The following is a 26,475-nucleotide window of genomic DNA, read 5'->3' as shown; positions in this document are numbered from 1 at the left end:
TGCAGCGATATCAGCCGAGCCCACGAGTATATGCCAATTTCGGGACCTGGCAAGACATCTCCTACAAGAATCTTCCACACAGTCTCTCTACATATATAGAGCGCACGCCTCCCCCTCTCCCCGCTCTGTCTTGCGGCCCCTCCGATAATCCGTGCCACATGGCACTCATCACACTCCTCGACGCCCAACTCGCGTTCGGTCACGTCCCGCTGCTCGATCACGCGGACTTCTCTCTTCTTGAATCCGAGCGCATTGGCCTGATCGGCCGCAATGGCGCGGGCAAGTCTTCCATGCTCAAGATACTGGGCGGCCTGGAAAAAGCTGACGACGGCACCCTCCAGCTGCAGCAGAACCTCCGTGTGGCCTACGTGGCCCAGGAGCCTTTGCTCGATATGGATGCGGATGTCTTCACCGCAGCCAGCCAGGGCCTGGGCCCGGTCATTGCCATCCGTGACCTGTATCTGTCGGGCGCGGACGGCCTGGACCTGGACGCCCTCCAGTCGCAAATCGAAGCTTTCGACGCCTGGAACTGGGAGCAGCGCGTAGAAGAAACGCTGCATCGCCTTCACCTGGACCGCAACGCCCGTGTCGGCTCTCTCTCTGGCGGCACCCGCAAGCGGGTCGCCCTGGCCCAGGCGCTGGTGGCCGCGCCGGACGTGCTTTTATTAGACGAGCCCACCAACCACCTGGACCTGGACTCCATCGAGTGGCTCGAACAGCTGCTGATCGACTTCAAGGGCAGCGTCGTCACCATCACCCACGACCGCAGCTTCCTGAACCGCGTCGCCACCCGCATCGTGGAACTGGACCGGGGCAAGCTGAGCTCCTACCCCGGCAATTTCGAGCAGTACCTTGTACAGAAGGAAGAGCAGCTCGCCCAGGAGGCCGTGATCAGCGCCAAGGCCGACAAGCTGCTGGCCCAGGAAGAAATCTGGATCCGCAAGGGCGTCGAGGCCCGCCGCACCCGAAGCCAGAGCCGCATCACGCGCCTGCAGGAGCTGCGCGCCAGCCGCGTCGCCCGCCGCGAGGTGCAAGGCAGCGTCAACATGGACGTCGCTTCCGGCCAATCGAGCGGCAAGATCGTTGCCGAGCTCACCGAAGCCACCAAGTCCTTCGGCGAGAAGACCGTCATCCGCAACTTCAGCGGCACCATCCTGCGCGGCGACAAGGTCGGCCTGCTCGGCCCCAACGGCGCGGGCAAGACCACCCTGCTGAAACTGATCCTGGGCGAGCTCGAACCCGACAGCGGCAAAATCCGCCGCGGCACCAACCTGCAGGTGGCGTATTTCGACCAGATGCGCGACAAGCTCGACCTCGACGCCACGCTGGAAGACTTCATCAGCCCCGGCAGCGAGTGGATCGAAATCGGCAGCCAGCGCAAGCACGTCAAGAGCTACCTGTCCGACTTCCTGTTCTCCCCCGCGCGCGCCAACTCTCCCGTACGCTCGCTCAGCGGCGGCGAACGCAACCGGCTCCTGCTGGCCCGCCTGTTCGCCCGCCCCGCCAACGTGCTGGTGCTGGACGAACCCACCAACGACCTCGACATCGACACGCTCGAACTGCTCGAAAGCCTGCTGCAGGACTACGAAGGCACCGTGTTCCTGGTCAGCCATGACCGCACCTTCCTCGACAACGTGGTCACCAGCACCATCGCCTTCGAGGGCGACGGCCGCTGGCGCGAGTACGAAGGCAGCGTGCAGGACTGGCTGATCCAGTCGAAGCGCGCCCGCGAGATCGCCGAGCAGCGCCTTGCAGCGGCCCCGCCCCCGGCCGCCGCACCAGCACCCGCGCCCGCAGCAACGGCAGCAGCAGCGCCGGCCACCGCCACCGCAGGCACGCCCCGCAAGAAGCTCTCCTACAAGGAGCAGCGCGAGCTGGAATCCCTCCCTGCCCAGATCGAGGCCCTCGAGACCGAGCAGAAGCGCATCACCGAAATGCTCGAGCTCGATGGCGGCGCCATCTACGCCACCGATGCCTCGCGGGCCGTCGAGCTCAGCGAGCGCCACGCCACCATCGACGAAGAACTGCTCGCCGCCCTGGAACGCCAGGAAGCGCTGGGCGCCGCGCGCTGACAACAGCCCGCCCTGGTCGTCCGCCCGTCCGACGCGCGGCGGGCGCCGACTAGGCTATACATGCGGCTGTCCCTCCAAAGCCTCGGGAAAGCCGCATGCCTTCTTCCTTCCAAGCGTTCTTCCGCCGATCCGCCGCGATCCTTGCGATCGCGGTGCTGGGCGCCTGCGCGCAATTGCCGCAGAACGTCGACCGCCCCGTGTCGACCGCGCTCGCTTCGCCGAACGACACCGCCCTGGCCGCCCTGGTGCAGCAGCGCCGGCAGGCTGAAAAGGCCCGCTACGAATCCGGCTTCCTGCTCCTGGGCGGCCCGCAAGCCGCCTACGGCAGCCGGCTCGCGCTGATCGAAGGCGCCCAGAAAACGCTGGACCTGCAGTACTACGCCATCCACGCCGACGCCAGCACGGGCCGCCTGGTGCGCGGGCTGCGCGCGGCCGCCGAGCGCGGCGTGCGGGTGCGCGTGCTGCTCGACGACTTTCACAGCACCGGCCGCGACGCGCTGGTGCTGGGCCTGGCCTTCATCCCGAACATCGAGATGCGGCTGTTCAACCCGCTCGCGGGCTCCCGCGACTCCACCTTCAGCCGGCTCTTCAACTCGATAGGCGACGCCTCGCGCATTCAGCAGCGCATGCACAACAAGCTGTTCCTGGCTGACAACGTGCTCGGTGTCGCCGGGGGCCGCAACCTGGGCGATGCCTACTTCGGCAATGCCGCCACCGGCAACTTCATCGATGTCGATGTGCTCGCGGCCGGGCCCATCGTGCAAGACCTCTCGCGCAGCTTCGACAGCTACTGGAACAACGAGCGCGCCTACCCGGTGCAGTCGCTGGTCACGCGCGACGAACTGAAGGAAATCCGCGAGCGCGCACAGCGGGCCGACAAGGAACTGGCCGCCGAGATCGCCGAAGCCGAGCGGCAGCAAGCCCCGCCGCCGACACCCTCGCCCGACGCCCCGCCGACCGCCGAGCAGCGCGCCCGCGCCTGGGACGAAAAGCCGCTCGACCTGCGCACAGCCACCTTCGTCTGGGCGCCGGCCGTGATGCTGGCCGACCAGCCCGGCAAGATTCCCGCCGACACCGGCCCCGGGAGTTCGCGCGAGCCGGGCCTGGTGGTGAGCCAGCCCGGCGACCCGGCCCGCACCTCGCGCGGCGCGGCCACGCTGGAAGCGGCGTCCGACCTGGCGGCCAATGGCGACACCGTGGTCGAGGGCCTGCTGCAACTGATCGGGCAGGCGCGCTCCGACCTGCTCATCATCTCGCCCTACTTCGTGCCCGGCCGCGACATGCAGCAGGCCTTTGCGGCGGCCCGCGCCCGTGGCGTGCACATCCGGGTACTGACCAACTCGCTGGCCTCCAACGACGCGCCGGTAGCGCACGTGGGCTACGCACGCCATCGCAAGGAACTGCTGAAGATGGGCGTCGAGCTCTATGAGTTGCGCAGCGAGCAGGCCAGCTTCGGCAACGTCTTCGGCTCCTCCGGCGGCAGCAGCGCCACCGGCGAATCACGCGCCATGCTGCACTCGAAGGTGCTGGTGATGGACGGCCGCCTGCTGGTGGTCGGCTCGATGAATCTCGACCTGCGCTCGCAACTGCAGAACACCGAGATCGCACTCATGATCCGCAGCGACGAACTCTCTCGCGCGGCATCGGCCCAGATCGAGCGCGGCATGCGCGAGCGCTCCTGGCACGTCGAGCTGGTCGATGGCGCGCTGGTGTGGCGCGCCCCCGAAGGCAGCGGGCTGCAAGACGCCACCTCGGAGCCCGACACCGGTGCCGGCCTGCGGCTGATGCTCAGGCTCTTCGGCCCGCTCGCGCCCGACCAGTTGCTCTAGCCGAAACGGCGGCGCCGCTCAGTGCTTGTGCTGATGCGCCGCCCCGGCTGCATCGGCGCCTTCGGGCGCGCCCACCGGCAGCGTCACGTCGAGCGCGGTCTTCACGCCCTTGGCGTCTTCGAACTTAAGCGTCATGGGCACGCTCGCGCCCTTCGCCAGCGGGCCCTTCAGGTCCATCATCATCACGTGGAAGCCGCCGGGCTTCAGCTCGACGGTCTGGCCCGCGGGCAGGTCCAGGCCGCTGGCCAGCTCGCGCATCTTCATGGTGTCGCCTTCCATCTTCATCTCGTGCACCTCGGCCACGCCGGCCGCCGGGGTGGCGATGCTCACCAGCTTCGTGCCCGTGGGCGCGGTCAGCTTCATGAAGGCGCCGGTGCCGCTCTGGCCCGGCACCGACTGGCGCACCCAGCCGTCGCGCACGTCGACCGTGGCCACGCCCTGCGCCACCACGTCGAGCTTCGCGGCCGGGCTCTTGAGCCCCGCCGTCGAATTGCCCGATGCCGGCACCTCGGCCCAGTCGACGCTGCCCACGTCGCAGGTCTGCAGCACCTTGAACCACAGCGGCCCCGGCGTGCCCGGCACCTTGCCGCGCAGCACGAACTCGGCGCGCTCCTTGCCCGGCAGCGCGTCCTGCGGGGTTTCCGCGACCCAGCGCACCTCGCCGTCGCCCTTGCCCTTTTGCACATCGAGCTTCCAGCCCTTGCGCGCCTGCGCGTCGCTCAGCACGAAGCCCTTGGGCAGGCGAACGGCCAGGCCGGTGGTCGCCTTGGCGCCTTCGCAGGCATGGCCGACGCGGAAGGCGGCGTTGTAGTCGCTGCCGACCGTGGCACCGCCCGGCGGCAGCGTGACGTGAGCGAACGCTGTGGCAGCGCCCGTCGACACCAGGCAGGCCGCGATGGTCTTGAGAGTGAAGCGCGAAGAGGTCATGGGGTACTCCTGGAAGGATCGAATGAACAGATGGATGGATGAAATGACGGGAAGGCTCAGAGATCGAACTTGAGTTCGGCCACGTAGGTGCGTTGCGGGTACGGGTGGAAGGCCCAGTACCTGTTGTTGTTCAGGTTGTCGATGCCCACGGACGCGCTCCACTGCCGGTCGATCCGGTAGCGTATGCGCGCATCGACCACGAAGAACTTCGAGAAGCCCATGTACGCGAAGCCATTGGGGTCGCTGTTGTCGAGCGTGCCGTACTGCTTGCCGCTGTAGCGGGCGCCGACGGTGAAGCTCCAGTTCGCATCGGGCCGGTAGGTAGCCAGCAGCGCGGCGCGCACCTTGGGCACGCGCGGCTGCTCGCGGCCGACGCTGGCCGCAAAGCCGCTGTTGGCGGTGATCTTCGAATTCGCCAGCGTCAGGCTGCCGCTCAGGTCGAAACCCCGGATGCCGACATCGACCGCGTTCAGCGCCACTTCGAGTCCGCGCGTGCGGATCGCGTCGACGTTCTGCACCGTGCTCACGAGGTTGGTCAGCGCCTGGGTGTAGAGCGCGTCCTTCGTGTTCTCGAAGAACAGCGTGGTGCGCAGCGTGCCGTCGAGCCCCCAGCCCTTCAGGTCGCGCTCGGCCGTGAGCTCGGTGGTCCACGAGCGCTCGGGGCGCAGGTTCGGGTTGGTGTTGACGATGCGGTTGCCGTCGATCGAGCCCTGGTAGAGCTCGCTCACCGTCGGCATGCGCACCGCGCGGCCAGTCGAGGCCTTGAAGAGCCAGGCCGGCGTGGCCTGCCAGGCGATGGCTGCCTTGGGCGAGTCGTAGCTGTTCTTGCGCGGCGCGAAGTCGAGCAGCCGGGTCGCGTTGCCGAGCTGTCCGCCGTAGGCTTCCCAGCGCTCATGGCGCAGGCCCAGCGTGGTCTTCCAGTCCTTGGCGAAGCGCCAGGTGTCCTGCACATAGAGCGACTGCAGCCGCGTGTTGCCGTTGAACGCCGAGAACGGCGACACCGCCGGCCCGTTGATCCAGTCGAGCGTGTTGCCGACGCTCGTGCGCAGCCGGGCCGTGTCCTGCTGGAAGCCGAAATCGACCACGTGCGCGCCCACGCCTTCGGCCGAGCCGGTGGGCCGCCAGGTGCCGGCTGCCTTGAACGTATTCCAGCCCGAGCCGCGCATGTCGGTGGTGCGCCCGGGGCCTCCGTAGAAGGCGCCGGGGAGCGGCGTGGTCGGCGTGCGCGAGGTGTCGCTCGAATAGTCGAACAGGCTCGCCGCCACCTCCCAGTCGAACACGCCGCCAGTGTGGCTCTTCACCGAAAGGCCGTGCATGTAGTGCGTGAGCGCGGTCTCGGTCGGTGCCAGCGCGGCGCTCGGTGAATCCAGGTTGTAGCTGCGCCCGCCGATGTTCACGCGCCCGCCGTACACCGGCCGGCCGAGGGCATCGCGCAGGTACGTGTCGACGCCGCCGTGCGTGGTGTTGTTCCAGGCGCCCAGCGTGTAGGTGGCGCGAATGGTGGGCGAGAAGTCGTACGCCACCTTGAGCTTGGCCTGCTCCTGCGTGGTGTCGTAAATGGTGGCGCCGCCCACCAGCCACCACGGCTGGTTCGACGGGTTCAGCCCCAGCACCGCGCCCGTCACCGGCGTACCCGCGTTGCCCACGGTTCCGCTGCTCAGGAGCCGGTTACCGAACACCAGTGCCTGCCCCTTGCTGTGGGTGCGCGAGGCGCTCAGCCACCACGACCAGTCGCCGCTTCGGCTGCCCAGCGAAAGGTCGAGTTGCTGGCCGGCCGGCGACGAATGGCTGTTGTACAGGTCGAAGTTCGAAGCAAAGCCGCTGAGCTTGACGTGCGCCTCCAGCTGCGTGGGCATGCGCGTCACGTAGTCGACCACCGCGCCCACCGAGTTGCCCGGGTACGCCGCCGAAAACGGCCCGTACAGCACGTCGACCCGCTCTATTTCTTCCGGCGACACCATGCCCCAGCGCGGCGCATAGGTGGCGCCGTTGCCCAGCGGGTTCGACAGCATGATGCCGTCGGCATAGACCATCGAGCGCGCGCTGTTGCCCGTGCCCGAAGCGCGCGTGGCAAGCACCGCGTGGTTGAAGTCGCCGATGTAGCGCTTGCGCACGACCAGGCTGGGCAGGTACTTGAGCGCGTCTTCGCTGTCGGTGGCGTTGACCGTTTCCACGATCTGCTCGTGCGTCACGCCTTCGATGGTGGTCGGGATCTGCGCCGGCAACGAGGTCGGCCGGCCGCCGCTGATGGTGACGGTGCTCAGCGAGCGGCTGTTGCCGCTGTTGGCACTGCCGGTGCTGTTGCCGTCAGGCGCGTCGACGGCCTGCTGTTGCTGCGCCAACGCGGGCACGGCCAGGGGAAATGCCAAGGCGATCGCCAGGGCGCGGGACTGTTTTTTCACGGGGGACCTGCTCCACGAACTTCTCAAGCCAAGAGGGCCGCATGCGCGCATCGGTCGTGCGCATGCAGCTATGGTTTTGATAGCTTCAGGAGACGGTCGGGGGTCCGCGTGCCGGCAGCGGCGCGGCAGTGGCCGCGGCAAGGCGCGCGGCGGGAATCGGCTGAACCACGCGGCTCAGCGGCAAGGGAAAATCGAAAGTGGCTGCGGCCGCCGTCGGCGGCGGGGCGCCCGTCAGCACGCACAGCGGGCAGTCCATGTGCGAGGCGCTGCCCATGTCCTGTGCGCCATCTTCGGTGTGCACCACCACCTTGATGGTGCCCGCGCCGGCGCACACCAGCTCCATGGCCTGCGGGTTCACCAGCGGCGACGCCACCGCCGCGCCCAGCGACAGCACGAACCACAACAGCACCCAACGGCCGATCTGGCCGAGGAAGCGGGTGGTGGGGTGCAGCGCGTGCATGGCGGTCGCGATTATCTGCGCACTTTGCCCTTGGCGGCAGGGGCCGCGCCGCGCGGCGCGGCCTTGGCTGGCGCCTTCGCCGGGGCCTTGGCGGCGCCCGCGCCCGCACCCTTCTGGGCCTTCTGCGCCGGAGCGGCCTTCGCCGATTTGGCGCCGCCCCTGGTTGCCTTGGCAGCCGGCGCGCCCTTCTGCCCGCGCTGGCCCTTCACGGCCTTGCCGCCGCGCACGGCCCGTGGCCCCGGCGAAGGCGCGGAAAGCGCCGGCATCGGCTGCGCGGTCTGCGCCTGCGCGTCGGTCAGCACCGGCGTCACGGTGAAGCCGCGCGCCGCCATCAGCGTGGGCAGGCCCTGCGGGCCGATCATGTGCAGCGCACCGACCGCCGCGAACACGCCCTTGCCGCCGGCATGCAGCCGCTCGATGCCGTCGGCCAGGCCGGGGTTGCGGTCGTCCAGCAGGCGCTTCATCAGGCGTTGCTCGGCCGGCGTGTTCAGGCAGCCGCACCACTCGGCATAGCGGGCGAGCTTGCCCGCGTCGCTGCGTGCCCAGACATCGGCCAGCTCCTTCATCTGCCCGCGCAGCTTGCCCGATTCAAGTTCGTCGAGCGCCGCATCGATCTGCTCGGCCTCTTCGGCTTCGGACTCGCCGGTCAGCACCTTCAGTTGCTCGGCCGCGCTTTCGAGCGCGACGATCGGCTTGTTGCTGTTGCGGGCGGACACGGCCAGTGTTTCGTCGACGCCGAACTCGGGGTACAGCCCGTCGGCACGCGCCACCAGCCCGGCCAGCGCCGTCACCTGCAGGATCGGCTGCAGCCTGGACAGCGTGCCCGGCTGCACGCAGGCCTCGCTGTTCTGGCGCTCCAGCCGCCGCGCGCGCTCGCCGCTGAGCACGCGCGCCAGCAGCGCCGGATCGGCCGGCTGCGCCATGGTCCGGGCCGTGGCTTCGTCGCGCGAATCGAGCTCCAGCGCCAGCGTGTCGCTCTGCGCCAGCGCCTTCTGGATGGTCGGGCCGGGACGCACCCAGTCGCCACGCCCGATATGGATGGTTCCGTACAGCCAGGAGGTACGGCCGTCTCTCTCGATGCGCCACAGCACGCCGCGATCAACGCCGTTGCGCAGGGCCACGCCCGGCTTCTCGAGGCTGGCGATGGCCGATGGGGGGCAAGCGGCATGCGCCGCGAAAGAGAACACACAGCAGGCGCCGGCCAGCACCTGGCGCGCAGGCGCCGTGAAATCGATGTCGCGCAGCAGCGCCTGAATGTCGATGCCGCGCATCCGCGCGGCGAGGCTCCGGAGTATCCGCAAGGCTTGCTCCACGATGAAAGAAAGTCCGGCATTCTCACAGCACCGCTGCCCATAATCCGAAACCATGCAGAGCATCTTTCATCTTGCCTTCCACGTTCGCGACCTCGACGGCGCCCGCCGTTTCTATGGCGACGTGCTGGGCTGCGCCGAAGGCCGCAGCACCGACACCTGGGTCGACTTCGACTTTTTCGGCCACCAGATTTCCCTTCACCTCGGCGAACCCTTCGCCACCGCGCGCACCGGCCGCGTCGGCGACGTGATGGTGCCGATGCCCCACTTCGGCCTCGCGCTGGCCCTGCCCGACTGGCAGGCGCTGGCCCAACGCCTTGAAGCTGCCGGCACCGACTTCGTGCTGAAACCGCAGGTGCGCTTCGAGGGCCAGCCGGGCGAGCAGTGGACGATGTTCTTCTGCGACCCCTTCGGCAACCCGATCGAGGTCAAGGGCTTCCGTTCACTCGACACGATCTACGACAAGTGAGCCAGCGCCGGGCCGCCCCAAGCAGGCTCGCGGCCCCCTCGGGGGGCAGCGAGGACACGAAGTGCCGAGCGTGGGGGCCCGCATGAGCTACACCTTCGCATCGGCCACGGTGTTGTTGCTGCTGATCACCGATCCGCTGGGCAACATCCCGATCTTTGCCAATGCGCTGAAGGGCGTGGCGCCCGAGCGCCGCACCCGCGTCATCGTGCGCGAAGTGCTCATCGCCTTCGTCCTGCTGCTGGGCTTCATGTTCGTGGGCGACGGCTTCCTGCGGGTGATGGGGCTCTCGGGCCTGTCGCTGCAGATCGCCGGCGGCGTCGTCATGTTTTTGATCGCGCTGCGCATGATCTTCCCGCCCGAGCCCAGCGCCGCGCCCGCCGCCGCGCCGGCACAGGAGCCGCTGATCGTGCCGCTGGCCGTGCCCGCGCTGGCCGGCCCCTCGGCGCTGGCCACGGTCATGCTGCTGGTGTCGCAGGCGCCCGAGCGGCGCCTCGAATGGGTGGCCGCGCTCAGCGTCACCATGGCGGTGTGCGCCGTGGTGCTGGTGCTGGCCGAGCGCATCCAGCGGCTGGTGGGCGAACGGCTGGTGCAGGCCTTCGAGCGCCTCATGGGCCTGATCCTGGTGGCCGTGTCGGTCGAAATGATGATCCGCGGCGTCAAGCTGCTGGCCGCCGAAATGGGAAGGTAGTCCACGCCATGCCTGTCCGCGCCGCTCTTTCGCGCCTGCTCCGAACCGGCCTTGCCGCGCTGCTGCCCCTGCTCGGCGCCACGGCCGCCCATGCGCAGCTGGACTGCGAGTTCAACGGCCGCGGCGTCAACATCGCCAATGGCGCCAGCCTTGCGGGCAAGACCGGCCTGCTGCGCTGCAAGGACCGCGAAAGCGGTGAGCTGCAACGCGAAGAGCAGGTGCAGAACGGCGTCTCGATGGGGCTGGTGCGCATCTACGAGAAGGGCAAGCTCGCCAAGGAGCACACGCTCAACGCCAAGGGCAACATGCAGGGCCGGGCGCGCGAGTTCTCGCCCACCGGCCGCGTGCTGCGCGACGCCACCTACGACGACGGCCAGGAACGTGGGCTGGTGCGCAGCTACTACCCCGGTGGCCAGTTGCGGCGCGCCATGTTCTACCCCGAAGGCCGCGGCGACCGCGCATCGGTCGAGTTCACCGAGCGCGGCCAGATGTCGGCCCTGCGCTGCACCGACACGCCGGTGCTGGCGCCCGTGGTCGACGACGCCAAGCTCTGCGGCTTCACGGGCGGGCCCTCGCAGGTCGAGCTGTTCGACACGCGCGGCACGCTGCGCTCGCGGCTGTCTTACCTGGCCGGCAAGCGGGTGCGCACGCAGAACTTCTACGACAACGGAAAAACCGCGCTGCTCGACGAAATCAGCGGCACCCAGCGCACCGAGCAGAGCTATTCGTCGGAAGGCATCAAGCGCCGCGAGATCGTCTACCTGCTGGTCGAGCGCACCTCGATCCGCCAGCGCGAACAGGCCTTCTCGGAAAAGGGCACGCTGGTGCGCGACCAGCGCTGGAACAGCGCGGGCGAGCCGGTGGTCGACGACAGCTACTACCTCAACGGCCAGCCGAGCAGCAAGGCCGTCTACAGCGGCAGCGGCGACGCGCGCACCGTCGAGGTCACCGAGTTCCACGACAACGGCCAGCGCGCCGCGCAGGGCCGCTACCAGATCGTGGGCCGGGGCCGGCAGGTGCCCATCGGCACGCACCAACGCTTCAGCGAAAAGGGCACGCCGGTGGCCGAGTCGAGCTTCGACGCCAAGGGCCGCGTGACACGCGAGCGCACCTGGGACGAAAACGGCGAACTGCAGCGCGACGACGAGGTCTTCGAAGACGGCTCAAGGAAGGCGTTCACCCGGTAAAGCGAACGCCCGCCGAGGGCCGCGTCAGTCCAGCTTGATACCGGCCTGCTTGATGATCGGGCCCCAGCGCTTCGATTCGGCACGCGACAGCGCCGCGAACTGCGCCGGCGTGCCGGGCATGGCTTCCATGCCGAAGTCGTCGAAGCGCTTTTGCACCGCCGGCGTGCTGAAGGCCTTGTTCAGGTCGCCATTGAGCTTGTTCACCACCGCGGGCGGCAAGCCGGCCGGGCCGAGGATGCCCTGGAACGCGAACACCTCGGTGTTGGGCACGCCCACTTCGGCCAGCGTCGGCACGTTGGGCAGCAGCTTGCTGCGCGCGCCGGTGCCGATGGCCAGCACGCGCACCTTGTTGCTCTGCATGATCCCCAGGCCCGAGGCCAGGTCGAGGAACATGCACGGCACCTGCCCGCCCATCACGTCGGCCATGGCCGGCGCGGCGCCGCGGTACGGAATGTGGGTAATGAAGGTGCCGGTGCGCACCTTGAACATTTCCATTGCCAGGTGGTGCGGCGAGCCATTGCCCGGCGACGCGTAGTTGACCTTGCCCGGGTTGGCCTTCACGTAGGCCAGGAACTCCTTGAAGGTCTTGGCCGGAAAGTCCGGGTGCACCACCAGCGCCAGCGGGAACTTGCCGATGGCGCCGATGTACGTGAAGTCCTTTTCGGGGCTGAACGGCAGCTTGCTGAACAGGTGCTCGTTGAAGGCCAGCACGGCGTTGTCGGCCGAGAGAATCGTGTAGCCGTCGGGCTTGCTCTTGGCGACCAGGTCGGCGCCGATGTTGGTCGATGCGCCGGGGCGGTTGTCGACCACGATCTGCTGGCCCAGCGTCTGGCGCATGGCTTCGGCCAGCACGCGCGCGATCACGTCGGTGCCGCCGCCCGCGGGGTACGGCACGACCCACTTGACGAGCTGCGTGGGGTAGTCCTGGGCGCGGGCGAAGGGGCTGGCGGCCACGGCGGCGCCGGAGGCGAGCGTGGCGAGAAGGGTGCGGCGGTCCATGAGTTCAATCTCCTTTTTCTGGTTCGGATGCGGACAGCGATGGTACGGGCAGCGCGCGCAACGCGTCGGCCAGCGCATCGCGGCAGCGGGCCTCGTCGCCGACCTGCTCGAACAGCAGCAGCGCGAGCCGCGCGAGGAACAGCGACTCGCGCTCGGCACCGGCCTCGCTGATGGCACGCGCGCACTCGGCATACAGGCGGTCGCGGGCGTCGGGGTGGAGCGATGTGGCGTTGGTCATGCGGACAATTCCTGTGAAGAGACGACGGCAGCAGCGGCGCGCGCCAGTGCCCGTGGCAAGGCGCCGGCCGGCAGGCGGTGCCAGCGCGCGGCCACGTGGCCATCGGGGCGCAGCAGGTAGACCGCGCCAGCGCTTGCGCCAAGCGCGGCAAAGACGGCGGGAGAAGCCTGTGCATCCGCGCCTTCCGCGCCAAGGCTTGCGATGCTGCGAACCGCAAACGGCAACGCGCCCTGCTTCGCCCGCTCGATGTCGGCGGCGGGCGGCAGCGCCACATCCGGCCGCAGCACCAGCAGCGTGAACACCGGCGCGATCCAGTCCGTGAGATGGCCCTGCGCGAGCGCCTGCTCAGGCATCACCTCGCCCGGCAACGGCCCGGCCGGCAGCGCATCGCCTTCGCTCGACAGCGCCGATTCGGCGTAGCGCACCGCCTGCGTCTGGCGCGGGTTGATCAGCTGCGCGATGCCACGGTGCGCTTCGGACAACGAGAGCGCCGCCTCGCGCAGCAGGTCGAACCCACGCGACGGCGGCGACATGAACTCGGTGCTGCGCATCGCGTTCTCCGCGTTCACGTGGAAGGCCGCGATGCGCTCCTGCGAGTACGAATCGAGCAGCGCCGCATCCGACACGCCACGCGCCACCAGCGCCAGCTTCCACGCGAGGTTGTCCGCATCGTCGAAGCCCGAGTTGAGCCCGCGCACGCCGAAGATCGGCATGGCATGCGCCGCGTTGCCGGCGAACACCACGTGTCCGTGGCGGTAGCTGTCCAGCGTCATCGCGCCGGCGCGGTACACCGAGGTCCACACCGTCTTCCAGGGCAGGTGGCCTTCGCCGATGGCGTCCAGGTGGCGCTGCACGAACTCGGCCACCGCCGGCGGCTGCAGCGCTTCTTCGGTGCCCTGGCCGGGGCGCAGCTGGTAGTCGATGCGCCAGATGTCGTCGGGCTGGCGGTGCATCAGCACGGTCGAGCCCGGGTTCCACGGCGGGTCGAACCACGCGCGGCGCTCCGTCGGATGGCCGCTGTGCAGCTCGATGTCGATGATCACGTAGCGGCCTTCGTAGCCCGTGCCTTCGAGCGCGAGCCCCATCGCCTTGCGCACGAAGCTCTGGCCGCCGTCGCAGGCCGCGAGCCACTGGCCGTGCAGGCGGTAGGCGCCCTCGGCATTGCGCACGTCGAGCGTCACGCCGCCATCGTCCTGCGCCAGCCCCGTGAGCTCGGTGCCCCAGCGGATGTCGATGAGCCCCGGCGTCGCCTCGTTGCGGCGGAAGATTTCTTCGAGCAGGTAGTGCTCGGCGTAGTACTGCTCCAGGTTGATCATCGGCGGTAGCTTCTGCTGCGCGTCGTGCGGCATCTCGAAGCGGAACACCTCGGCCGTCTTGTAGAAGCTGCGCCCGCCGGTCCACGGCAGGCCCTTGGCCATGAAGGCCGGCAGCACGCCGAGCCGCGCCATGATCTCCAGGCTGCGGCGCGAGATGCAGGCCGCGCGGCTGCCCACGCACACCGTGTCGTCGGCTTCGAGGATCACGCTGCGCACGCCGTGGTTGGCGAGCCCCAGCGCGAGCGCCATGCCGACCGGCCCTCCGCCGGCGATCACGACCGGATGGCGGCCGGGCTCCATGCCGCCTTCTTCGAGCGGCGGCGTCCAGGGCTTGTAGCGCGTGTAGTGGAAAGCGCCGACCGACGGCGGCAATTCGGTCGTGCTCATCGGCGGCGGCACGGGGCCGCTCGCGGCATCGGCGGCAACAGCGGCAACAGCAACAACGGTGGGGTTCGTCATGGAACGGGATTGTCCCGATGCGTCAGGGCAGCCAATGTCATAACTTCGTACGAGGTATTTACCCTTGAACGATTCCCTTCGCACTCGATGAGACGCTGGCGCCTTCACCCAACGGCCGACGCCGCGCTGTCCAACGCGGTCGTCGGCGACGTGCTGGCCGGCATCGGCACGCCGCACCTGGCCACCAGTTGCCTTGCGGCCATGCACCGCGTGATGCCCGTGACCTTCTGCACCGTGTTCGCGGTCGATGCCACGGGCCGCATCGAGGCGGTGTCGGCCGCCAGCAGCTACGGCAGCACGGCCGAGCGCACCGCCGAGCGCTACGTGGCACAGCGCTTCGACCTGCTCGACCCCAACATGACATGGCTCGCGGCGCGCAAGCTGCCGCGGCGCGCGCAACTGTGGCTGGGCCACCAGCGCGCCGACGAAGTGGCCGACCCGGCCTACCGCGCCGCCTGCTATGGCGACGTCGGCATCCGCGAGCGCGCCTCGGTGCTGCTGCTCACGCCCACCGGCCAGCGCGTGGCGGTGAGCTTCTACCGCAGCCTGGCGCAGCCTGAATTCGGCGACAGCGATTTCGCGGTGATCGCAACGCACGCCACGCTGCTGGCCGACGCCACGATGGCGCACGGCCGCAGCGCCGTGGTCGCGCGGGAAGCGGTGGCGCCGGCCTTCGCCTCGCGCCTCTTGACCTTGAGCCTGCGCGAACGCGAGGTCATCGGCCACCTGATGGCGGGCAAGACCGCGAAAGAAGCGGCGCGCGAGCTCGGCGTCGAGCTGACCACCCTGCGCACGCACCAGTACCGGGCCTTCCGCCGGCTCGGCGTCCGTTCGCAGAAAGAACTGCTGCTGCGCGCGCCGGCGGAGAGCGCTTAGCGCTGGCTTACTTGGCGGCGTCCAGCCGCTTCTGCATGCGCGCCGAGCGATCGGCCGATGGCGGATGCGAACTCATGATCGAGCTGCCGGTGGCGCCGCCGCTGAGCTTCGCCAGCTTGTCGAAGGCGCTGACCAGTCCCTTGCGCTCCAGCTTGCGCTCGGTGAGCAGGTCGAAGGAATAGTCGTCGGCCGCGCTTTCGTTCGCTTGCGAGAACTGCGCCTTGACGAACTTCTCGCCCAGGTCGCCGGCTTGCGACTGCGACAGCTGCGCCGCGACGCCACCGGCGGCGCTGGCCAGTCCGCGCACGGCCGAGGCGGCGTAGGCGGTCTGCATGCGCGACTTCGAGTGGCCCAGCGCCACGTGGCCGATCTCGTGGCCGATCACGCCGCGCAGTTCGTCGTCGTTCATCAGGTCCATCAGGCCGCTGTAGACGCGGATGCAGCCGTTGGCCATGGCCCAGGCGTTCACGTCCTTGGTCATGTAGACCTTGTAGTTGGCCGTCTTGCCGTTGACGCTGTTGGGCATCTGCTTGACGACCTGGGCCAGGCGCGTGGCGTAGCGGCTGCCCGCGGGCGCGATCTGGTTCTTCTGGTCCATGGCGGCGCACGACTGGTCGGACATGGTGCTGACTTCGGCGTCGCTCAGCGACATGGCCTTGAAGGCCGAACCACCCGCCTGGGTGAGCGCGCCGGTGTCGGCGCCCTTCATGGTTTCGCAGCCCGCAAGGGCGAGCGCCGCGACGACGGCCGCGGCAATAGGCAAATAGCGCATGGAAAACTCCCGATTTTTTCTTGGTATGAATGGCGGCCGCGGAGCGCAGCCGCCGGACGCGCTGTCCGGCGCAATGAAGACGCATCGGAACAGCCGCTTGATCATAGCCATGACAAAACGGGCGGCCCGTCACCGGCGCGCACTTGGCACGCGATGGCACGCGATGGCAGGCGCGGCGTGCGACGTATTACCGCCGCGCCCTCAGTCTTCGGCCACGTCCTCGGCCTGCGACTTCACCAGCGACACCGGCGCTTCCTTCGGCCGGCCGTTCGTCGAGACGATTTCCTGGTCGATCGCGCCGAACAGCGAGCGGCCGTCCAGGCCCTTCATCTCGATGCGGATGGTGTCGCCGAACTTCATGAAGTCGGTCACGGGCGCGCCGGTCTGGAGGGTCTCGATGCAGCGCTTCTCGGCAATGCACGAGTAGCCCTTGGGCCAGTCCATCTGGCCGTCTTTCTTCTCGACGCCCTTGTTGCTCACGGTGCCACTGCCGACGATGCTGCCGGCGCGCACGTTGCGCGTCTTGGCGATGTGGGCAATGAGCTGGCCGAAGTGAAAAGTCATCTCCGGGCCGGCGTCGCACATGCCGACCTTGCGGCCGTTCCAGCTGCTTTGCAGCGCCAGGTGCACGCGGCCGTCCTGCCAGGCTTCGCCGATCTCGTCGAGCGTCACGGCCACCGGGCTGAAGGCGGTGGCGGGCTTGCTCTGGAAGAAGCCGAAGCCCTTGGCCAGCTCGGCCGGAATGAGGTTGCGCAGGCTCACGTCGTTGGCCAGCATCACGAGGCGGATGCCGTCCAGCGCCTGGTCGGGCGTGGCGCCCATCTTCACGTCGCCGGTAATGACGGCAATCTCGGCCTCGAAGTCGATGCCCATGGCTTCGCTGGGCACGATCACGTCGTCGACCGGGCCGAGAAAGTCGTCGCTGCCGCCCTGGTACATCAGCGGGTCGGTGTAGAAGCTCTCGGGCACTTCGGCGTTGCGCGCCTTGCGCACCAGCTCGACGTGGTTCAGGTAGGCCGAGCCGTCGGCCCACTGGTAGGCGCGCGGCAGCGGGGCCATGCACATCGAGGGATCGAAGGGAAAGGTGTGGCGCGCGCGGCCGGTGTTCACCGCGTCGTACAGGTCCTGCAGCTGCGGGCTCATGAAGCCCCAGTCGTCCAGCACCTGCTGCAGGCGGCTCGCGATGCCGGTGGCGTAGTGGGCGAGCGTGAGGTCGCGCGAGACAACGACGAGCTGGCCGTCGCGCGAGCCGTCCTTCAGGGTGGCGAGTTTCATGATGCGGTGCGGTGCGTGGTGCGGGAGGCGGCGCGCCGGCAGGCAGGCCGCGGTGCCGCTCCCACTTAAACTGGTTGAACGGGCGGCAGTGTACCGAGATGGTCTTGGTGAACCTCGGCACCCGGCCCGCACTCCACACACCGATGTCGACGCTCGACGCCCCCTCCGCCCCGTCTCCTGGCCTGCCCGGTCGTCCGTCCTGGCGGGTGCTGGCCGGGCTGACGCTGGTGGTGGCGCTGGCGCACATGCTGGTGCTCGGGCTGGCGCCGACGGCCATCGGGCCGGAGCCCTCGCCGCTGGCGAACAAGTTCATCACGCGGACCATCGTGATCGCGCCGCCCGCGTCGGACAAGCCCGCTGCACCGGCCGCCACATCGGCGCCGCCCGAGGCCCGGCCGCCGGCCGCCGTGAAGCCCAGGCGGCCGCGCGCGCCGTCGGTGCCCCGGCCGAAGCCGGCGCCCGAGCCGGTGGCCTCCGCGCCCGCGCCGGACACACCGGACACGCCGGTGGAAACGCCCGACCCGACGGCGCAGGCCGCGCCCGATGCAGGCGCCAAGCCCCCCGAATCCCCCGCCAGCGCCCCGCCCGGCGGCACCGGCGAAGGCGCCCCCGGCGCTACCGCCGGCGCGTCCAACCCGACCTCCGGCAACATCGTCGGCACCCAGGCGCTGCGGATTCCCGGCTCGGTCACGCTCGACTTCGAGGCCACCGGCCAGGTCGGCGCCTCGCCGCAGCGCGGCGTGTTCGGCGAACTGGTCTGGCTGCAGGACGGCAGCCGCTACGACGGGCGGCTGACGCTCAAGGCGGTGTTCTTCACGCTGCTGAACTGGCACAGCACCGGCCGCATAGGCCCCTCGGGGCTGGAGCCCGAGCGCTATTCCGAAAGCCGCAAGGCCGAGGTGGCCTCGCATTTCGTGCGCGACCAGGGGCAGATCATCTTCAGCAACAACGCGCCGCCGGTGCCCCTGCTGGCCAACGCGCAAGACCGCATGAGCGTGATGATGCAGCTCGGCGGCCTGCTGGCGGCCACGCCGGGCAACTACCCGGCGGGCACCCGGATCTCGATCCAGACCGTGGGCGTGCGCGAGGCCGAGGTCTGGGTCTTCGTGGTCGGCGACGAAGAAAAGATCAGCCTCCCGGCCGGCGAATTCACCGCGCGCAAGCTCACCCGCACCCCGCGCCGGGATTTCGATAGAAAACTGGAGCTCTGGCTTGCGCCGGCGTACGGTTATCTGCCCGTGCGCATCAAGCAGACCGAAGCCAACGGGGACTTCGCCGACGCCCAATTGCGCAAACCCCTACCCGAAGCGCCCGCGAATTGAGGCAAAAAGATCACAACTCGACGCGCCGGCCGACAACTGTTCTTGAAACTGGCGCGTTGATTGCTATCTAACCTCCATGAACGCCATCGACATCCTCACAGGGCCCGCCATGAACATGCTTTACGACTCGGAGTCCTTCGTCGTCGTGCACGTGCAGCCAAATGAAGGCGACGAGCCCGCGAAGCCGAATATGCCGGTTTTGGAGCGTCACGGCTTCGAGATCGTGGACAAGCGCTCGGGCAAGGAGGTGTACCTCGACGGTTCCTGGGCCGAACTGTTCCAGCAGCAGATCGCCGCCTGGCAGCTCAACACCCCCACGCAGGAAGAAGTCGAGGACACCCTCGAGGGCTACGCCGAGCTGGCCCACACGCCGGTGCTGGTGCACTGAGCGCCGGCCCATCGCCGAAAGAACGAAGCGCCCCGCGGGGCGCTTTTTCGTTGGGGATCGATCTTTCTCGTACAGGATCGCGCAGGAGCCCGCAAGCCCCGGGCGCCCTCACCGGCGGTAGATCCACCGGAACATCGGCCCCACCAGCAGCAGCACCGCCACCAGCCGGCACACCTGGAACGCCGTCACCACCGGCACCCCGAGCTGCAACACCTTGGCCGTGATCGACATCTCGGCAATGCCGCCCGGCGAGGTGCTCAGGATCATCGTGGCCGGATGCAGCCCGGTCGCCCAGGCCAGCCCCCACGCCACCGCGGCGCACAGCAGCAGCATGCCGAAAGTGCCCAGCGCGACCGAGCCCAGCCAGCGCGGCGCCGTGTGCAAAAACTCCCGGCTGAAGCGCACGCCCAGGCTCACCGCGATCACCAGTTGCGCCGCATTCGACATCCAGGCCGGCACCGCCGACAGCGACTGGCCCGCGATGGTGAAGCCCATCGCCACCAGCAGCGGCCCGATGAACCATGGGTTGGTGCGCTTCAGCGCGCGCATCGCCAGCCCGCCGATGCCCGTGGCCAGCGCCAGCAGCAACAGCCCGCCCATGTTCACTTCGCGCGCGCCGGGCGGATTGATTTCCAGCCCGTGCAGCCCGCTCCACTGCATGGCGAACGGAATCGTCACCGTCACCACCACCAGCCGCAGGCTGTGCGCCGCGGCCACGAGGTCGGTGCGCGCGCCGGCCGATTCGGCCAGCAGCGTCATCTCCGACGCACCACCGATGGCACCCGCGAAGTAAGTCGTGGCTCTCATGGATTTCGCCGGCACATGCGGCATGCGCGCCGCGTGCAACCCGTGCAACCAGCGCCCGAAGCCCCAGCCCAGCAGCAGCGCCCAGGCAATGGCCAGCGCAATCGCCCACCACACGCTGGCCACCAGCGAGACCACGTGCGGCGTGAAATACAGGCCCAGCGCGGTGCCGATGGTCCACTGCCCGGCGTTGCGCAGCGGCGTGGAACTGGCCGTGGGCGCCCCAGCGATAGAGGCCAGCGACACCGCGAGCAGCGGGCCGATCATCCAGGGCAACGGCGTGTGCAGCGCCAGGCAGGCGGCCGCGGCGGCGAGCGCCAGCAACAACGTGGCCAGCACGCGAAGGTAGAAACGGAAAGGCACGGACAGGGAAAAGCGGAAATGGACGGCAAGGCGCGCGGGCGCCGAGGGCATAGTATGGCGCGATGCCTCTTCAACACTGGCCCGTGCGGGCCGCCCGCCTCCTGTTTCCCATGCTCGCCGCCACCGCCTTCGCGGGCTGCGCGGCGCTTTCTTCCGGCTCGACGGCCGCCCCCGGTGCCGACGTGCCCGTCGCACGCCGCATCGCCGCGCTGCTGCCGGCCGATGCCCTCTTGCTGGGCGAGCAGCACGACGCCCCCGAACACCACGCGATGGAACGCGAAGCCGTGCAGGCACTGGCCGAGCGCGGCCAGCTCGCCGCGTTGGCGCTCGAGATGGCCGAGGAAGGCCGCAGCACCGCCCACGTGGCCCCCGGCGCGAGCGAGGCCCAGGTGCAGGCCGCGCTCGACTGGAACGACAAGGCCTGGCCCTGGAGCAGCTACGGCCCTGCCGTGATGGCCGCCGTGCGCGCCGGTGTTCCGGTCATCGGCGCCAACCTGCCGCGTGCGCGCATGAAGAACGCCATGGCCGATGTCTCGCTCGACGCGCAGCTCAACGGCGAGGCCTACGCCGCGCAGCAGGACGCTGTGCGCGAAGGCCACTGCAAGCTGCTCCCCGAATCGCAGATCGTGCCCATGACGCGCATCCAGGTGGGCCGCGACCGGGCCATGGCGCAGGCCGTGGCCAAGGCCCGGCAACCGGGCAAGACCGTGCTGCTGATCGCCGGTGCCGGCCACGTGGTGCGCACGCTGGGTGTGCCGCAACACCTGCCGGACGACGTCAAGGCCGTCTCGGTGCGCATGCTGGCGGCACCGTCGCTGGCCAACGTGGTGCCGGGCGAATTCGACAGCATCTGGCTGACGCCGCCACTGCCCGAGAAAGACTACTGCGCCGAACTCAGGCAACCGGCCAAGCGGCCCTGAGCCGCCGGCCAGCCGCCCGGTTCGCCCTCTTCACTTCGACAGGATCGACGAGACCGCCGAGTTGCCGGTGGCCGACGCCGTGATCTGGTTGCCCGTGGTGCGCAGCGAGCTGCCGCCCACGGTGCCCAGTGCGTTGATGCCGAAGCTCGCGGTGGTCACCGTGGCCGTCACGGCACCGGTATTGACCTGGTAGTTGCCCACCGCCGCGCTCGGCGCACCGGTGTTCAGCGCCACCTGGGTCAGGCGGTTGGTCGCGCTGTTGCCGTAGGCCTGCGCAGCCACCGTGTTGCCCGTCACACCCACCGTGCCGTTCGAGGTGCCCGCGCCGCCCGGCGTGCCGTTGAGCGCCACCTGATAGCTCACGCCCGTGCTCGACGCCACGACGGGGCCCGCGTTGTTCTGGCTGTTCAGGATGGCTGCGCTGGCCCCGACGTTGAGCGCGAGCGGCGTTCCCACCAATGCGGCCGAGCCGTTCGCCGTGGCCGGGCCGTAGTTGCTGCCGGCGCCCGAATCCAGCACGTTGGTGGCCGCATTGCCGCGTGCCAGCGCGGCAGTGGTATTGCCGTCCAGCGAAACGCTGCCGCTGTTGAGCGGCACCGCGCCGCCGAGCGTCACGCGCGCCGTGGTCACGGCCGTGGCGTTCACCGCGGCCGTGCTGCCCTGCACGTTGACGATGCCGGCACTGGCGCCCTGCGCCGCGTCGCCCATCACCGAGGCCGTGTTGGTTGCGCGGTTGGCCGACGCCTCGGCCAGCGTGTTGTTGCCCGAGATGGTGAACGAGCCGCTGACCAGCCCCGCCGTGTTGGGCACCAGGCGGTCTTCGTTGTACAGCGAGGTGGTGGCCGTGCTGCTGACCGTCGCGCCGGCGGTCTGGCGGTTCGACAGCACGTGGTCGCCAGTGGCCGTCACGTTGTCGGCGCTGCCGGTTTCGATCAGCGACACGGCGCCGGTCGAGCCCGCGGGCTGCACGTTGCCTCCGGCCACGGTCAGCGTGTTGGTCACGTCGTTGATCACGCCGAGCGCGCTGTTGGTGTTGCCCGAAAGGCGAACCGTCGAGCCCGAAGACGCCGCCGGTGCGAATACCTCCAGCGTCGACGATGCCGTCACCGGCGCCACCCCCGATTGCGTCGACTGCAGCGCCGAGCGCGCCGCCACGTTCGAACCCGCGATGCTCACGCTGTTGAGCGCCGTGTTGGCCACGGCCTTCGCGCTCTGGCGGTTGTCGGTCACGGAGAGCGTCGAGCCCGTCACGGACGACAGCGGTGCCGAGTCGACGCCGATGCTGCCCACCGCAGTGGCCGTCACGGGTCCCGTGCCCAGCTGCACGTTGCCGAGCGCATGGTCCGCGCTCAGCAGCGGCAGGGTCGAGGCCGGGCCGGTCTGGGCCACGGCGGGCAGCGCGCCGCCCGCGATGGTGTTGCCCTTGACCTCCAGGCTGTTGGTCGCCGCGCTGCCCGTGGCCGAAGCGCCCGTGCTGTTCTTGCTCAGCGTGGCGGTGCTGCCGTTCAGCGCGCTGGCGCCCGTCACGGTCAGCTTGGCGCTGGTGTTCGCTTCGGACGTCACGGCCGCGCCGCTGTTCTGCACGTTCAGCACCGCGGTCCTGGCGGCCTGCGTGGTGCTGCCGGTGGTCGACGCGGCATTGCTCGCGCGGTTGGCCGTGGCTTCCGACACGTTGCCGTTGCCCGACACCGTGAAGGTGCTGTTGAGCAGGCCCGAGTTCGGCACCACGGTGGCGTCTTCGTTGTAGAGCGTGCTGTCGGCGCGGCTGGCGACCGAGGTCGCGGCCGCCTGCACGTTCACGATCACATGGTCGCCCGTGGCCGCCGTGCCCAGGCCCGTGCCCTGCGTCACCACGGCGGGAATGCCGGAGCTGCCGGTGCTGCCCGCGGCCACCGTCACCTTGTTGGCAACGTCGTTGATCACCGCGAGCGCGCTGTTCTTGTTGTCCGAGAGGCTCACCGAAGAACCGCCGACGGCACCCGGCGCGAAGGCCTGGGTGATCGAGCGTGCCTCGACCGCGGCGCCGCTCGCCTGCGTCGACTGCACCGCCGACCGCGCGGAAACCGCTGTACCGGCCAGCGCGATGCTGTTGCTGCCCGTGTTGGCAACGGCCTCGGCGCTCTGCGTGTTGCCCGACACGCTCAGCTTGGAGCCGGTAATCACCGCCGCGGGCGCGGTGTCGATGCCGTAGGCCGTGGCCACCTTCGAAGACACGGGCGCCGTGCCATTCACCAGCTGGATGTTCGAGATGGCCTGGTCCGCGTTGGCGCTCACCGTCGCGCCGAGGTTCGTGGCAATGGCCGGCAGCAGGCTGCCCGTGGCGACGGTGTTGCCCTTCACGTCGATGCTGTTGGTGGCGGCGTTGCCGGTGGACGAGCCGCTGGCCACATTCTTGTCGACCGAGATCTGCGTGCCCGTGATGCTGGCACCGCCAACGCCGACCTGCACGCCGCCCTTGTCGGTGAGGAACGCGCTCTCCTGGCCGATCGTCGACGTGACGGCCGCCGACGTCACCTGCGCGTTCTGCACAGCGCTCGACGTCGTGATGCCGTTCGCGTCGATGCCCACGCCGTTCACCGCGCTGTTGCTCGTGGCCGTGGCCGCGACCGTGTTGCGGCTGGCGTCCACGCCGGTGTTGGCCAGGTTGCCGCCGATCTGCGTCAGCACCTCCGCGCCGCCGCTGCGGGTGGCCGATACCGAGCCCTGCCCGGCCTGTGCGTTCTGCACGCTGAAGGCGGCGTTCACACCCAGCACGCCCGCGGCGCTGAAGGTGGCGCCGGTCTGGCCCAGCAGGCCGGCGGTGTTGATGTTGTTGCCCTTCACGGCCACCGTGTTGCCGGTCGCGCGGCTGCCGACGGCCACGGCTTCGGTCAGGTTGCCCGAGCTCGATACCGACGAGCCCGCGCCCGAGACCGAGCCGTTGATCAGCGTCCGCTCCACGTTGCCGCCACCGACGAGCGCGGAGATGGGCGTGTTCACGCCGGCCACCGTCTGCACGTTGGTCACGTTGGCCACCGACGCACCCGCCAGCGGCAGGGTGTTGGTCACGTTGTTCAGGTCCAGCGAAATGCCGTTGGCGGCGTCATTGGCGTAGGCCGCCGAGACGACCGCATTGCCATCGTTCGCGACGCGTGCGCTGGTGACGTTGCCGCCCACGGTCACCACCATCGTGTTGGCGCCGGTGGTGGCTGCATTCACGGTCGACTGCACCGACTGGTCGTTCAGCACGCCGTAGGCCGCCTTCACGGTGGGCAGGGCCGCCGCGTTGTTGTCGAACGGCAGGCCGCTCAGGATGTTGGTGGTAACCGACGAAGCCGGCGTGCCGCTGGGGCCCACGCCGACGTTGCCCGCCTTCACGGCCAGCGTGTTCGCCACCGCATTGCCGTAGGCGATGGAGCGCTGCAGGTTGTTGCTCAACGTCAGCGAGCCGCCCGACACATTGCCATTCGCGGCCAGCCAGGCTTGCGGGTTGGAAACCCCCGCGCCCACCGGCGAGCTGCCGTCGTTCATCTGCACGCTGGCGATGCCGGCGCCGGTGCCCACCGCATTGCCCGACAGCGACAGCGAGTTGGTCGCGCCGCTGCCGATGCCCACCGCTTCCTGCCGGTTGCCGGTGACCGACAGAGTGTTGTTCGCAATGTCCACCCCACCGCTGTTGGCCTGCAGCACGATGGCCGAGCCGGTGTTGGTGGCGCCCGACGGGCTGCCGTAGTTGCCCTGCAGGTTGGTGACCGTGGCCGCGCCGCCGGCCGACACGCGGCCATCCGAGGCCGTGCCGCCCGTCAGCGTGACGTTGCCGGTGCCCAGCCCCACGCTGCCTCCACCGAGCGTCAGGCTCTGGGTGATCTGGTTGCCCTGGCCGGTGGCCGACGAGCGGTTGTTGGCCACCGAGACCGTGCTGCCCACGGTGCGGCCCGTGGCGTCGCCCGTCAGGGCCTGGATGGTGGAAGAAAGGATCACGCCATCCACCGGCGTGCCCGAATTGGACTGCTGGTTCGACAGCGCGGCCGTGCCCGAGAACGAGCCCCCGTTCGCGCCGGTCGCGATGGCGCTGGAGGCGGTGTTGCCGACCGCATCCGCCGTGATGTTGTTGCGCGCCACCGCGAGGGTGCCACCGTTGATCGACTGCGCGACCCCCAGGACTTGCGCGCCCGTCGTTGCCGCGACGATGCCGCTGCCGGGGAAGCCGACGCCCAGGTTGCCCTGGCTGTTGACGATGGCCAGGTCGCTGCTCACGTTGGTGGCCACGCCCACGCCGACGTGCGTGCTGTTGTTCGCTGCTGTGCCCGGTGTGCCGGTGCCCGCCACCGACACGCCATCGACCAGCAGCCGGTTGCCCGCCGCGCCCGCGGTGGTGCCGAGCGCCTCATTGCCCGTCGCCGCGCTGGAGATGGTGTTGTCCTGCACCATCAGCTTGCCCTGCTGCTGGTTGGTGCCGCCCAGCGCCGCGCGGCTCACGCCGCCCACCACCACGGTGTTGGTGTTGTTCGCGCTCTGCGTGGCCGCGACGGCACCGTTGCCGTTCACCTGCAGGTTCGACACCAGCGCCGAGCCCGCGAAGGTGGGTGCGCCGCCGCCCACGACCGACGCCGAGTTCGACGCCGTGTTGCCCTTGAACACGGCCGCGACCGAATTGCGCTCGAGTGCCCCGTCGAGCGTGATCGCGCCGCCGGTGGTCACCACCAGGTCGAGCGTGCTGCCCGTCACGTTCGCGCTGGAGCTCGGCCCGGTGGCCGACTGCACGTTGGTCACCACGACATTGCCCTTGGCATCGAACAGCTGCACGCCCGCGGGGTAGGTCAGCACGGCCGAGCCGGCCTGCGGCGCGGCGGGCGATGCGGCCGTGCCCGACACCGTGGAGGTGCCGCTGTTGATGGTGGTCGTCGCCGAGATCGTGTTGTCGGTGTTGACCAGGCTGCCGCTCTGCAGGATGTTCGACTCGACCAGCATCTTGCTGTTGAGCACGCTGCTGATGATCGCGCCGGTGTTGACGCCGATGCCCAGCGAAGCGTCGCCACCGAAGTGGTTCGCGATGGTGTTCGTGTAGGTGTTGCCCGTGGCGCTGGCGCCGATCAGGTTGCCGTTGGTGGCCTGCACCGGCGCGTTGGGCGAGCTGGGCGTTCCGTTGGCGACCGTGCCCACCGTCGCATTCAGGATCGTCGCGGTGATGGGCGCGGCATTGTTGCCGTAGCTGGGCAGCGCCGATGCACCGGAGGCGGTGCCGTTGTACGCGGGGCCGGCACCGACCAGCGTCTGGGCGGCCTGTGCGCTGCCGGATGCAATCAGGGCCATCGCCACGGCCGCGCCGATGCTGCTGAGGCTGAACATGGGCGCGCTGGCGGCCCGGCGTTGGATCTTGCGTGCGGTCATGGTGTGATTCCTCGAATGGATGTTGGAAG

General features: G+C 69.4%; 20 protein-coding genes. 9 read left to right on the top strand and 11 right to left on the bottom strand.

Features of this window, described 5'->3' with window-relative positions:
* Positions 1 to 158 precede the first annotated feature (158 nt).
* Positions 159 to 2,072, top strand: a complete 1,914-nt coding sequence (locus tag DBV14_RS11535) for an ATP-binding cassette domain-containing protein (protein WP_124459327.1) — start codon at positions 159 to 161, stop codon at positions 2,070 to 2,072.
* Positions 2,073 to 2,167: 95 nt separating this feature from the next.
* Positions 2,168 to 3,901 carry a phospholipase D family protein gene (locus DBV14_RS11530; RefSeq protein WP_124459326.1) on the top strand — a complete coding sequence of 578 codons (1,734 nt, stop codon included), beginning with the start codon at positions 2,168 to 2,170 and terminating at the stop codon, positions 3,899 to 3,901.
* Between the two features lie 18 nt (positions 3,902 to 3,919).
* On the opposite strand, the gene DBV14_RS11525 is transcribed toward DBV14_RS11530, so the two are convergent.
* The 4 genes from DBV14_RS11525 to DBV14_RS11510 all read right to left on the bottom strand — a co-directional run bounded on the left by DBV14_RS11525 (position 3,920) and on the right by DBV14_RS11510 (position 8,991).
* Positions 3,920 to 4,828, bottom strand: coding sequence for a copper chaperone PCu(A)C (locus DBV14_RS11525; RefSeq protein ID WP_124459325.1), 909 nt, complete (start codon positions 4,826 to 4,828; stop codon positions 3,920 to 3,922).
* A gap of 56 nt (positions 4,829 to 4,884) precedes the next feature.
* Positions 4,885 to 7,230 (bottom strand): TonB-dependent receptor, encoded by a 2,346-nt coding sequence (locus DBV14_RS11520; protein WP_124459324.1) that lies wholly within the window; start codon positions 7,228 to 7,230, stop codon positions 4,885 to 4,887.
* 85 nt (positions 7,231 to 7,315) lie between these two features.
* A complete protein-coding gene (locus DBV14_RS11515; protein WP_124459323.1) occupies positions 7,316 to 7,690 on the bottom strand; it encodes a DUF2946 family protein in 375 nt (124 codons plus the stop codon).
* Between the two features lie 11 nt (positions 7,691 to 7,701).
* Positions 7,702 to 8,991 carry a TraB/GumN family protein gene (locus tag DBV14_RS11510; RefSeq protein WP_260396988.1) on the bottom strand — a complete coding sequence of 430 codons (1,290 nt, stop codon included), beginning with the start codon at positions 8,989 to 8,991 and terminating at the stop codon, positions 7,702 to 7,704.
* Positions 8,992 to 9,055: 64 nt separating this feature from the next.
* On the opposite strand from DBV14_RS11510, the gene DBV14_RS11505 reads away from it, so the two are divergent.
* The 3 genes from DBV14_RS11505 (at position 9,056) to DBV14_RS11495 (ending at position 11,344) form a co-directional block, all read left to right on the top strand.
* Entirely contained in the window at positions 9,056 to 9,469 is a 414-nt protein-coding gene (locus DBV14_RS11505) for a VOC family protein (protein WP_124459321.1), read from the top strand.
* Positions 9,470 to 9,551: 82 nt separating this feature from the next.
* Positions 9,552 to 10,157 carry a MarC family protein gene (locus tag DBV14_RS11500; RefSeq protein WP_124459320.1) on the top strand — a complete coding sequence of 202 codons (606 nt, stop codon included), beginning with the start codon at positions 9,552 to 9,554 and terminating at the stop codon, positions 10,155 to 10,157.
* Between the two features lie 8 nt (positions 10,158 to 10,165).
* Positions 10,166 to 11,344 (top strand): toxin-antitoxin system YwqK family antitoxin, encoded by a 1,179-nt coding sequence (locus tag DBV14_RS11495; protein WP_124459319.1) that lies wholly within the window; start codon positions 10,166 to 10,168, stop codon positions 11,342 to 11,344.
* A gap of 24 nt (positions 11,345 to 11,368) precedes the next feature.
* Here the strand turns inward: DBV14_RS11495 and DBV14_RS11490 are convergent, their stop codons facing one another.
* From DBV14_RS11490 to DBV14_RS11480, 3 genes are read right to left on the bottom strand one after another with little or no spacing between them, the layout of a single operon-like run.
* The gene (locus DBV14_RS11490) at positions 11,369 to 12,343 is read right to left on the bottom strand and encodes a tripartite tricarboxylate transporter substrate binding protein (RefSeq protein ID WP_124459318.1); all 975 of its coding nucleotides are present in this window, start codon (positions 12,341 to 12,343) and stop codon (positions 11,369 to 11,371) included.
* A 4-nt stretch (positions 12,344 to 12,347) separates the two neighbouring features.
* Complete coding sequence (locus DBV14_RS11485) at positions 12,348 to 12,581, bottom strand: hypothetical protein (RefSeq protein WP_124459317.1); 234 nt, start codon at positions 12,579 to 12,581, stop codon at positions 12,348 to 12,350.
* A complete protein-coding gene (locus DBV14_RS11480) occupies positions 12,578 to 14,356 on the bottom strand; it encodes an FAD-dependent monooxygenase (RefSeq protein WP_124459316.1) in 1,779 nt (592 codons plus the stop codon). The genes DBV14_RS11485 and DBV14_RS11480 overlap by 4 nt, the downstream gene beginning before the upstream one ends.
* An 87-nt stretch (positions 14,357 to 14,443) precedes the next feature.
* Here DBV14_RS11480 and DBV14_RS34150 point away from each other — a divergent pair, with 87 nt between their 5' ends.
* Positions 14,444 to 15,232 (top strand): LuxR C-terminal-related transcriptional regulator, encoded by a 789-nt coding sequence (locus DBV14_RS34150; protein WP_124459315.1) that lies wholly within the window; start codon positions 14,444 to 14,446, stop codon positions 15,230 to 15,232.
* Positions 15,233 to 15,239: 7 nt separating this feature from the next.
* Here DBV14_RS34150 and DBV14_RS11470 read toward each other — a convergent pair whose 3' ends face one another.
* Together DBV14_RS11470 and DBV14_RS11465 are read right to left on the bottom strand one after the other, a co-directional pair.
* Positions 15,240 to 16,004: a M48 family metallopeptidase gene (locus DBV14_RS11470; protein ID WP_124459314.1), complete on the bottom strand. Its 765-nt coding sequence runs from the start codon at positions 16,002 to 16,004 to the stop codon at positions 15,240 to 15,242.
* Positions 16,005 to 16,205: 201 nt separating this feature from the next.
* Entirely contained in the window at positions 16,206 to 17,279 is a 1,074-nt protein-coding gene (locus tag DBV14_RS11465) for a fumarylacetoacetate hydrolase family protein (protein WP_124459313.1), read from the bottom strand.
* A 143-nt stretch (positions 17,280 to 17,422) separates the two neighbouring features.
* Between DBV14_RS11465 and DBV14_RS11460 the strand changes: the two genes are divergently transcribed.
* Complete coding sequence (locus DBV14_RS11460; RefSeq protein ID WP_124459312.1) at positions 17,423 to 18,601, top strand: DUF3108 domain-containing protein; 1,179 nt, start codon at positions 17,423 to 17,425, stop codon at positions 18,599 to 18,601.
* 76 nt (positions 18,602 to 18,677) lie between these two features.
* A complete protein-coding gene (locus DBV14_RS11455) occupies positions 18,678 to 18,989 on the top strand; it encodes a DUF3567 domain-containing protein (RefSeq protein WP_124459311.1) in 312 nt (103 codons plus the stop codon).
* 108 nt (positions 18,990 to 19,097) lie between these two features.
* Here DBV14_RS11455 and DBV14_RS11450 read toward each other — a convergent pair whose 3' ends face one another.
* On the bottom strand, positions 19,098 to 20,156 hold the full coding sequence (locus tag DBV14_RS11450; RefSeq protein ID WP_124459310.1) for an AbrB family transcriptional regulator: 1,059 nt from the start codon (positions 20,154 to 20,156) through the stop codon (positions 19,098 to 19,100).
* Between the two features lie 62 nt (positions 20,157 to 20,218).
* Between DBV14_RS11450 and DBV14_RS11445 the strand changes: the two genes are divergently transcribed.
* Complete coding sequence (locus DBV14_RS11445; protein ID WP_124459309.1) at positions 20,219 to 21,076, top strand: ChaN family lipoprotein; 858 nt, start codon at positions 20,219 to 20,221, stop codon at positions 21,074 to 21,076.
* Positions 21,077 to 21,106: 30 nt separating this feature from the next.
* On the opposite strand, the gene DBV14_RS11440 is transcribed toward DBV14_RS11445, so the two are convergent.
* Positions 21,107 to 26,446, bottom strand: a complete 5,340-nt coding sequence (locus DBV14_RS11440; protein WP_124459308.1) for a hypothetical protein — start codon at positions 26,444 to 26,446, stop codon at positions 21,107 to 21,109.
* Positions 26,447 to 26,475: the final 29 nt, after the last annotated feature.

This window comes from Variovorax sp. KBW07, assembly GCF_003852515.1.
GTDB lineage: Bacteria > Pseudomonadota > Gammaproteobacteria > Burkholderiales > Burkholderiaceae_C > Variovorax.
This window is presented reverse-complemented; position numbering and strand designations above follow the sequence as displayed.

Coding starts and splice junctions, on each gene's coding strand:
- DBV14_RS11535 (WP_124459327.1), top strand. CDS start 159: ATGGCACTCATCACACTCCTCGACGCCCAACTCGCGTTCGGTCACGTC.
- DBV14_RS11530 (WP_124459326.1), top strand. CDS start 2,168: ATGCCTTCTTCCTTCCAAGCGTTCTTCCGCCGATCCGCCGCGATCCTT.
- DBV14_RS11525 (WP_124459325.1), bottom strand. CDS start 4,828: ATGACCTCTTCGCGCTTCACTCTCAAGACCATCGCGGCCTGCCTGGTG.
- DBV14_RS11515 (WP_124459323.1), bottom strand. CDS start 7,690: ATGCACGCGCTGCACCCCACCACCCGCTTCCTCGGCCAGATCGGCCGT.
- DBV14_RS11505 (WP_124459321.1), top strand. CDS start 9,056: ATGCAGAGCATCTTTCATCTTGCCTTCCACGTTCGCGACCTCGACGGC.
- DBV14_RS11500 (WP_124459320.1), top strand. CDS start 9,552: ATGAGCTACACCTTCGCATCGGCCACGGTGTTGTTGCTGCTGATCACC.
- DBV14_RS11495 (WP_124459319.1), top strand. CDS start 10,166: ATGCCTGTCCGCGCCGCTCTTTCGCGCCTGCTCCGAACCGGCCTTGCC.
- DBV14_RS11490 (WP_124459318.1), bottom strand. CDS start 12,343: ATGGACCGCCGCACCCTTCTCGCCACGCTCGCCTCCGGCGCCGCCGTG.
- DBV14_RS11485 (WP_124459317.1), bottom strand. CDS start 12,581: ATGACCAACGCCACATCGCTCCACCCCGACGCCCGCGACCGCCTGTAT.
- DBV14_RS11480 (WP_124459316.1), bottom strand. CDS start 14,356: ATGACGAACCCCACCGTTGTTGCTGTTGCCGCTGTTGCCGCCGATGCC.
- DBV14_RS34150 (WP_124459315.1), top strand. CDS start 14,444: ATGAGACGCTGGCGCCTTCACCCAACGGCCGACGCCGCGCTGTCCAAC.
- DBV14_RS11470 (WP_124459314.1), bottom strand. CDS start 16,004: ATGCGCTATTTGCCTATTGCCGCGGCCGTCGTCGCGGCGCTCGCCCTT.
- DBV14_RS11465 (WP_124459313.1), bottom strand. CDS start 17,279: ATGAAACTCGCCACCCTGAAGGACGGCTCGCGCGACGGCCAGCTCGTC.
- DBV14_RS11460 (WP_124459312.1), top strand. CDS start 17,423: ATGTCGACGCTCGACGCCCCCTCCGCCCCGTCTCCTGGCCTGCCCGGT.
- DBV14_RS11455 (WP_124459311.1), top strand. CDS start 18,678: ATGAACGCCATCGACATCCTCACAGGGCCCGCCATGAACATGCTTTAC.
- DBV14_RS11445 (WP_124459309.1), top strand. CDS start 20,219: ATGCCTCTTCAACACTGGCCCGTGCGGGCCGCCCGCCTCCTGTTTCCC.
- DBV14_RS11440 (WP_124459308.1), bottom strand. CDS start 26,446: ATGACCGCACGCAAGATCCAACGCCGGGCCGCCAGCGCGCCCATGTTC.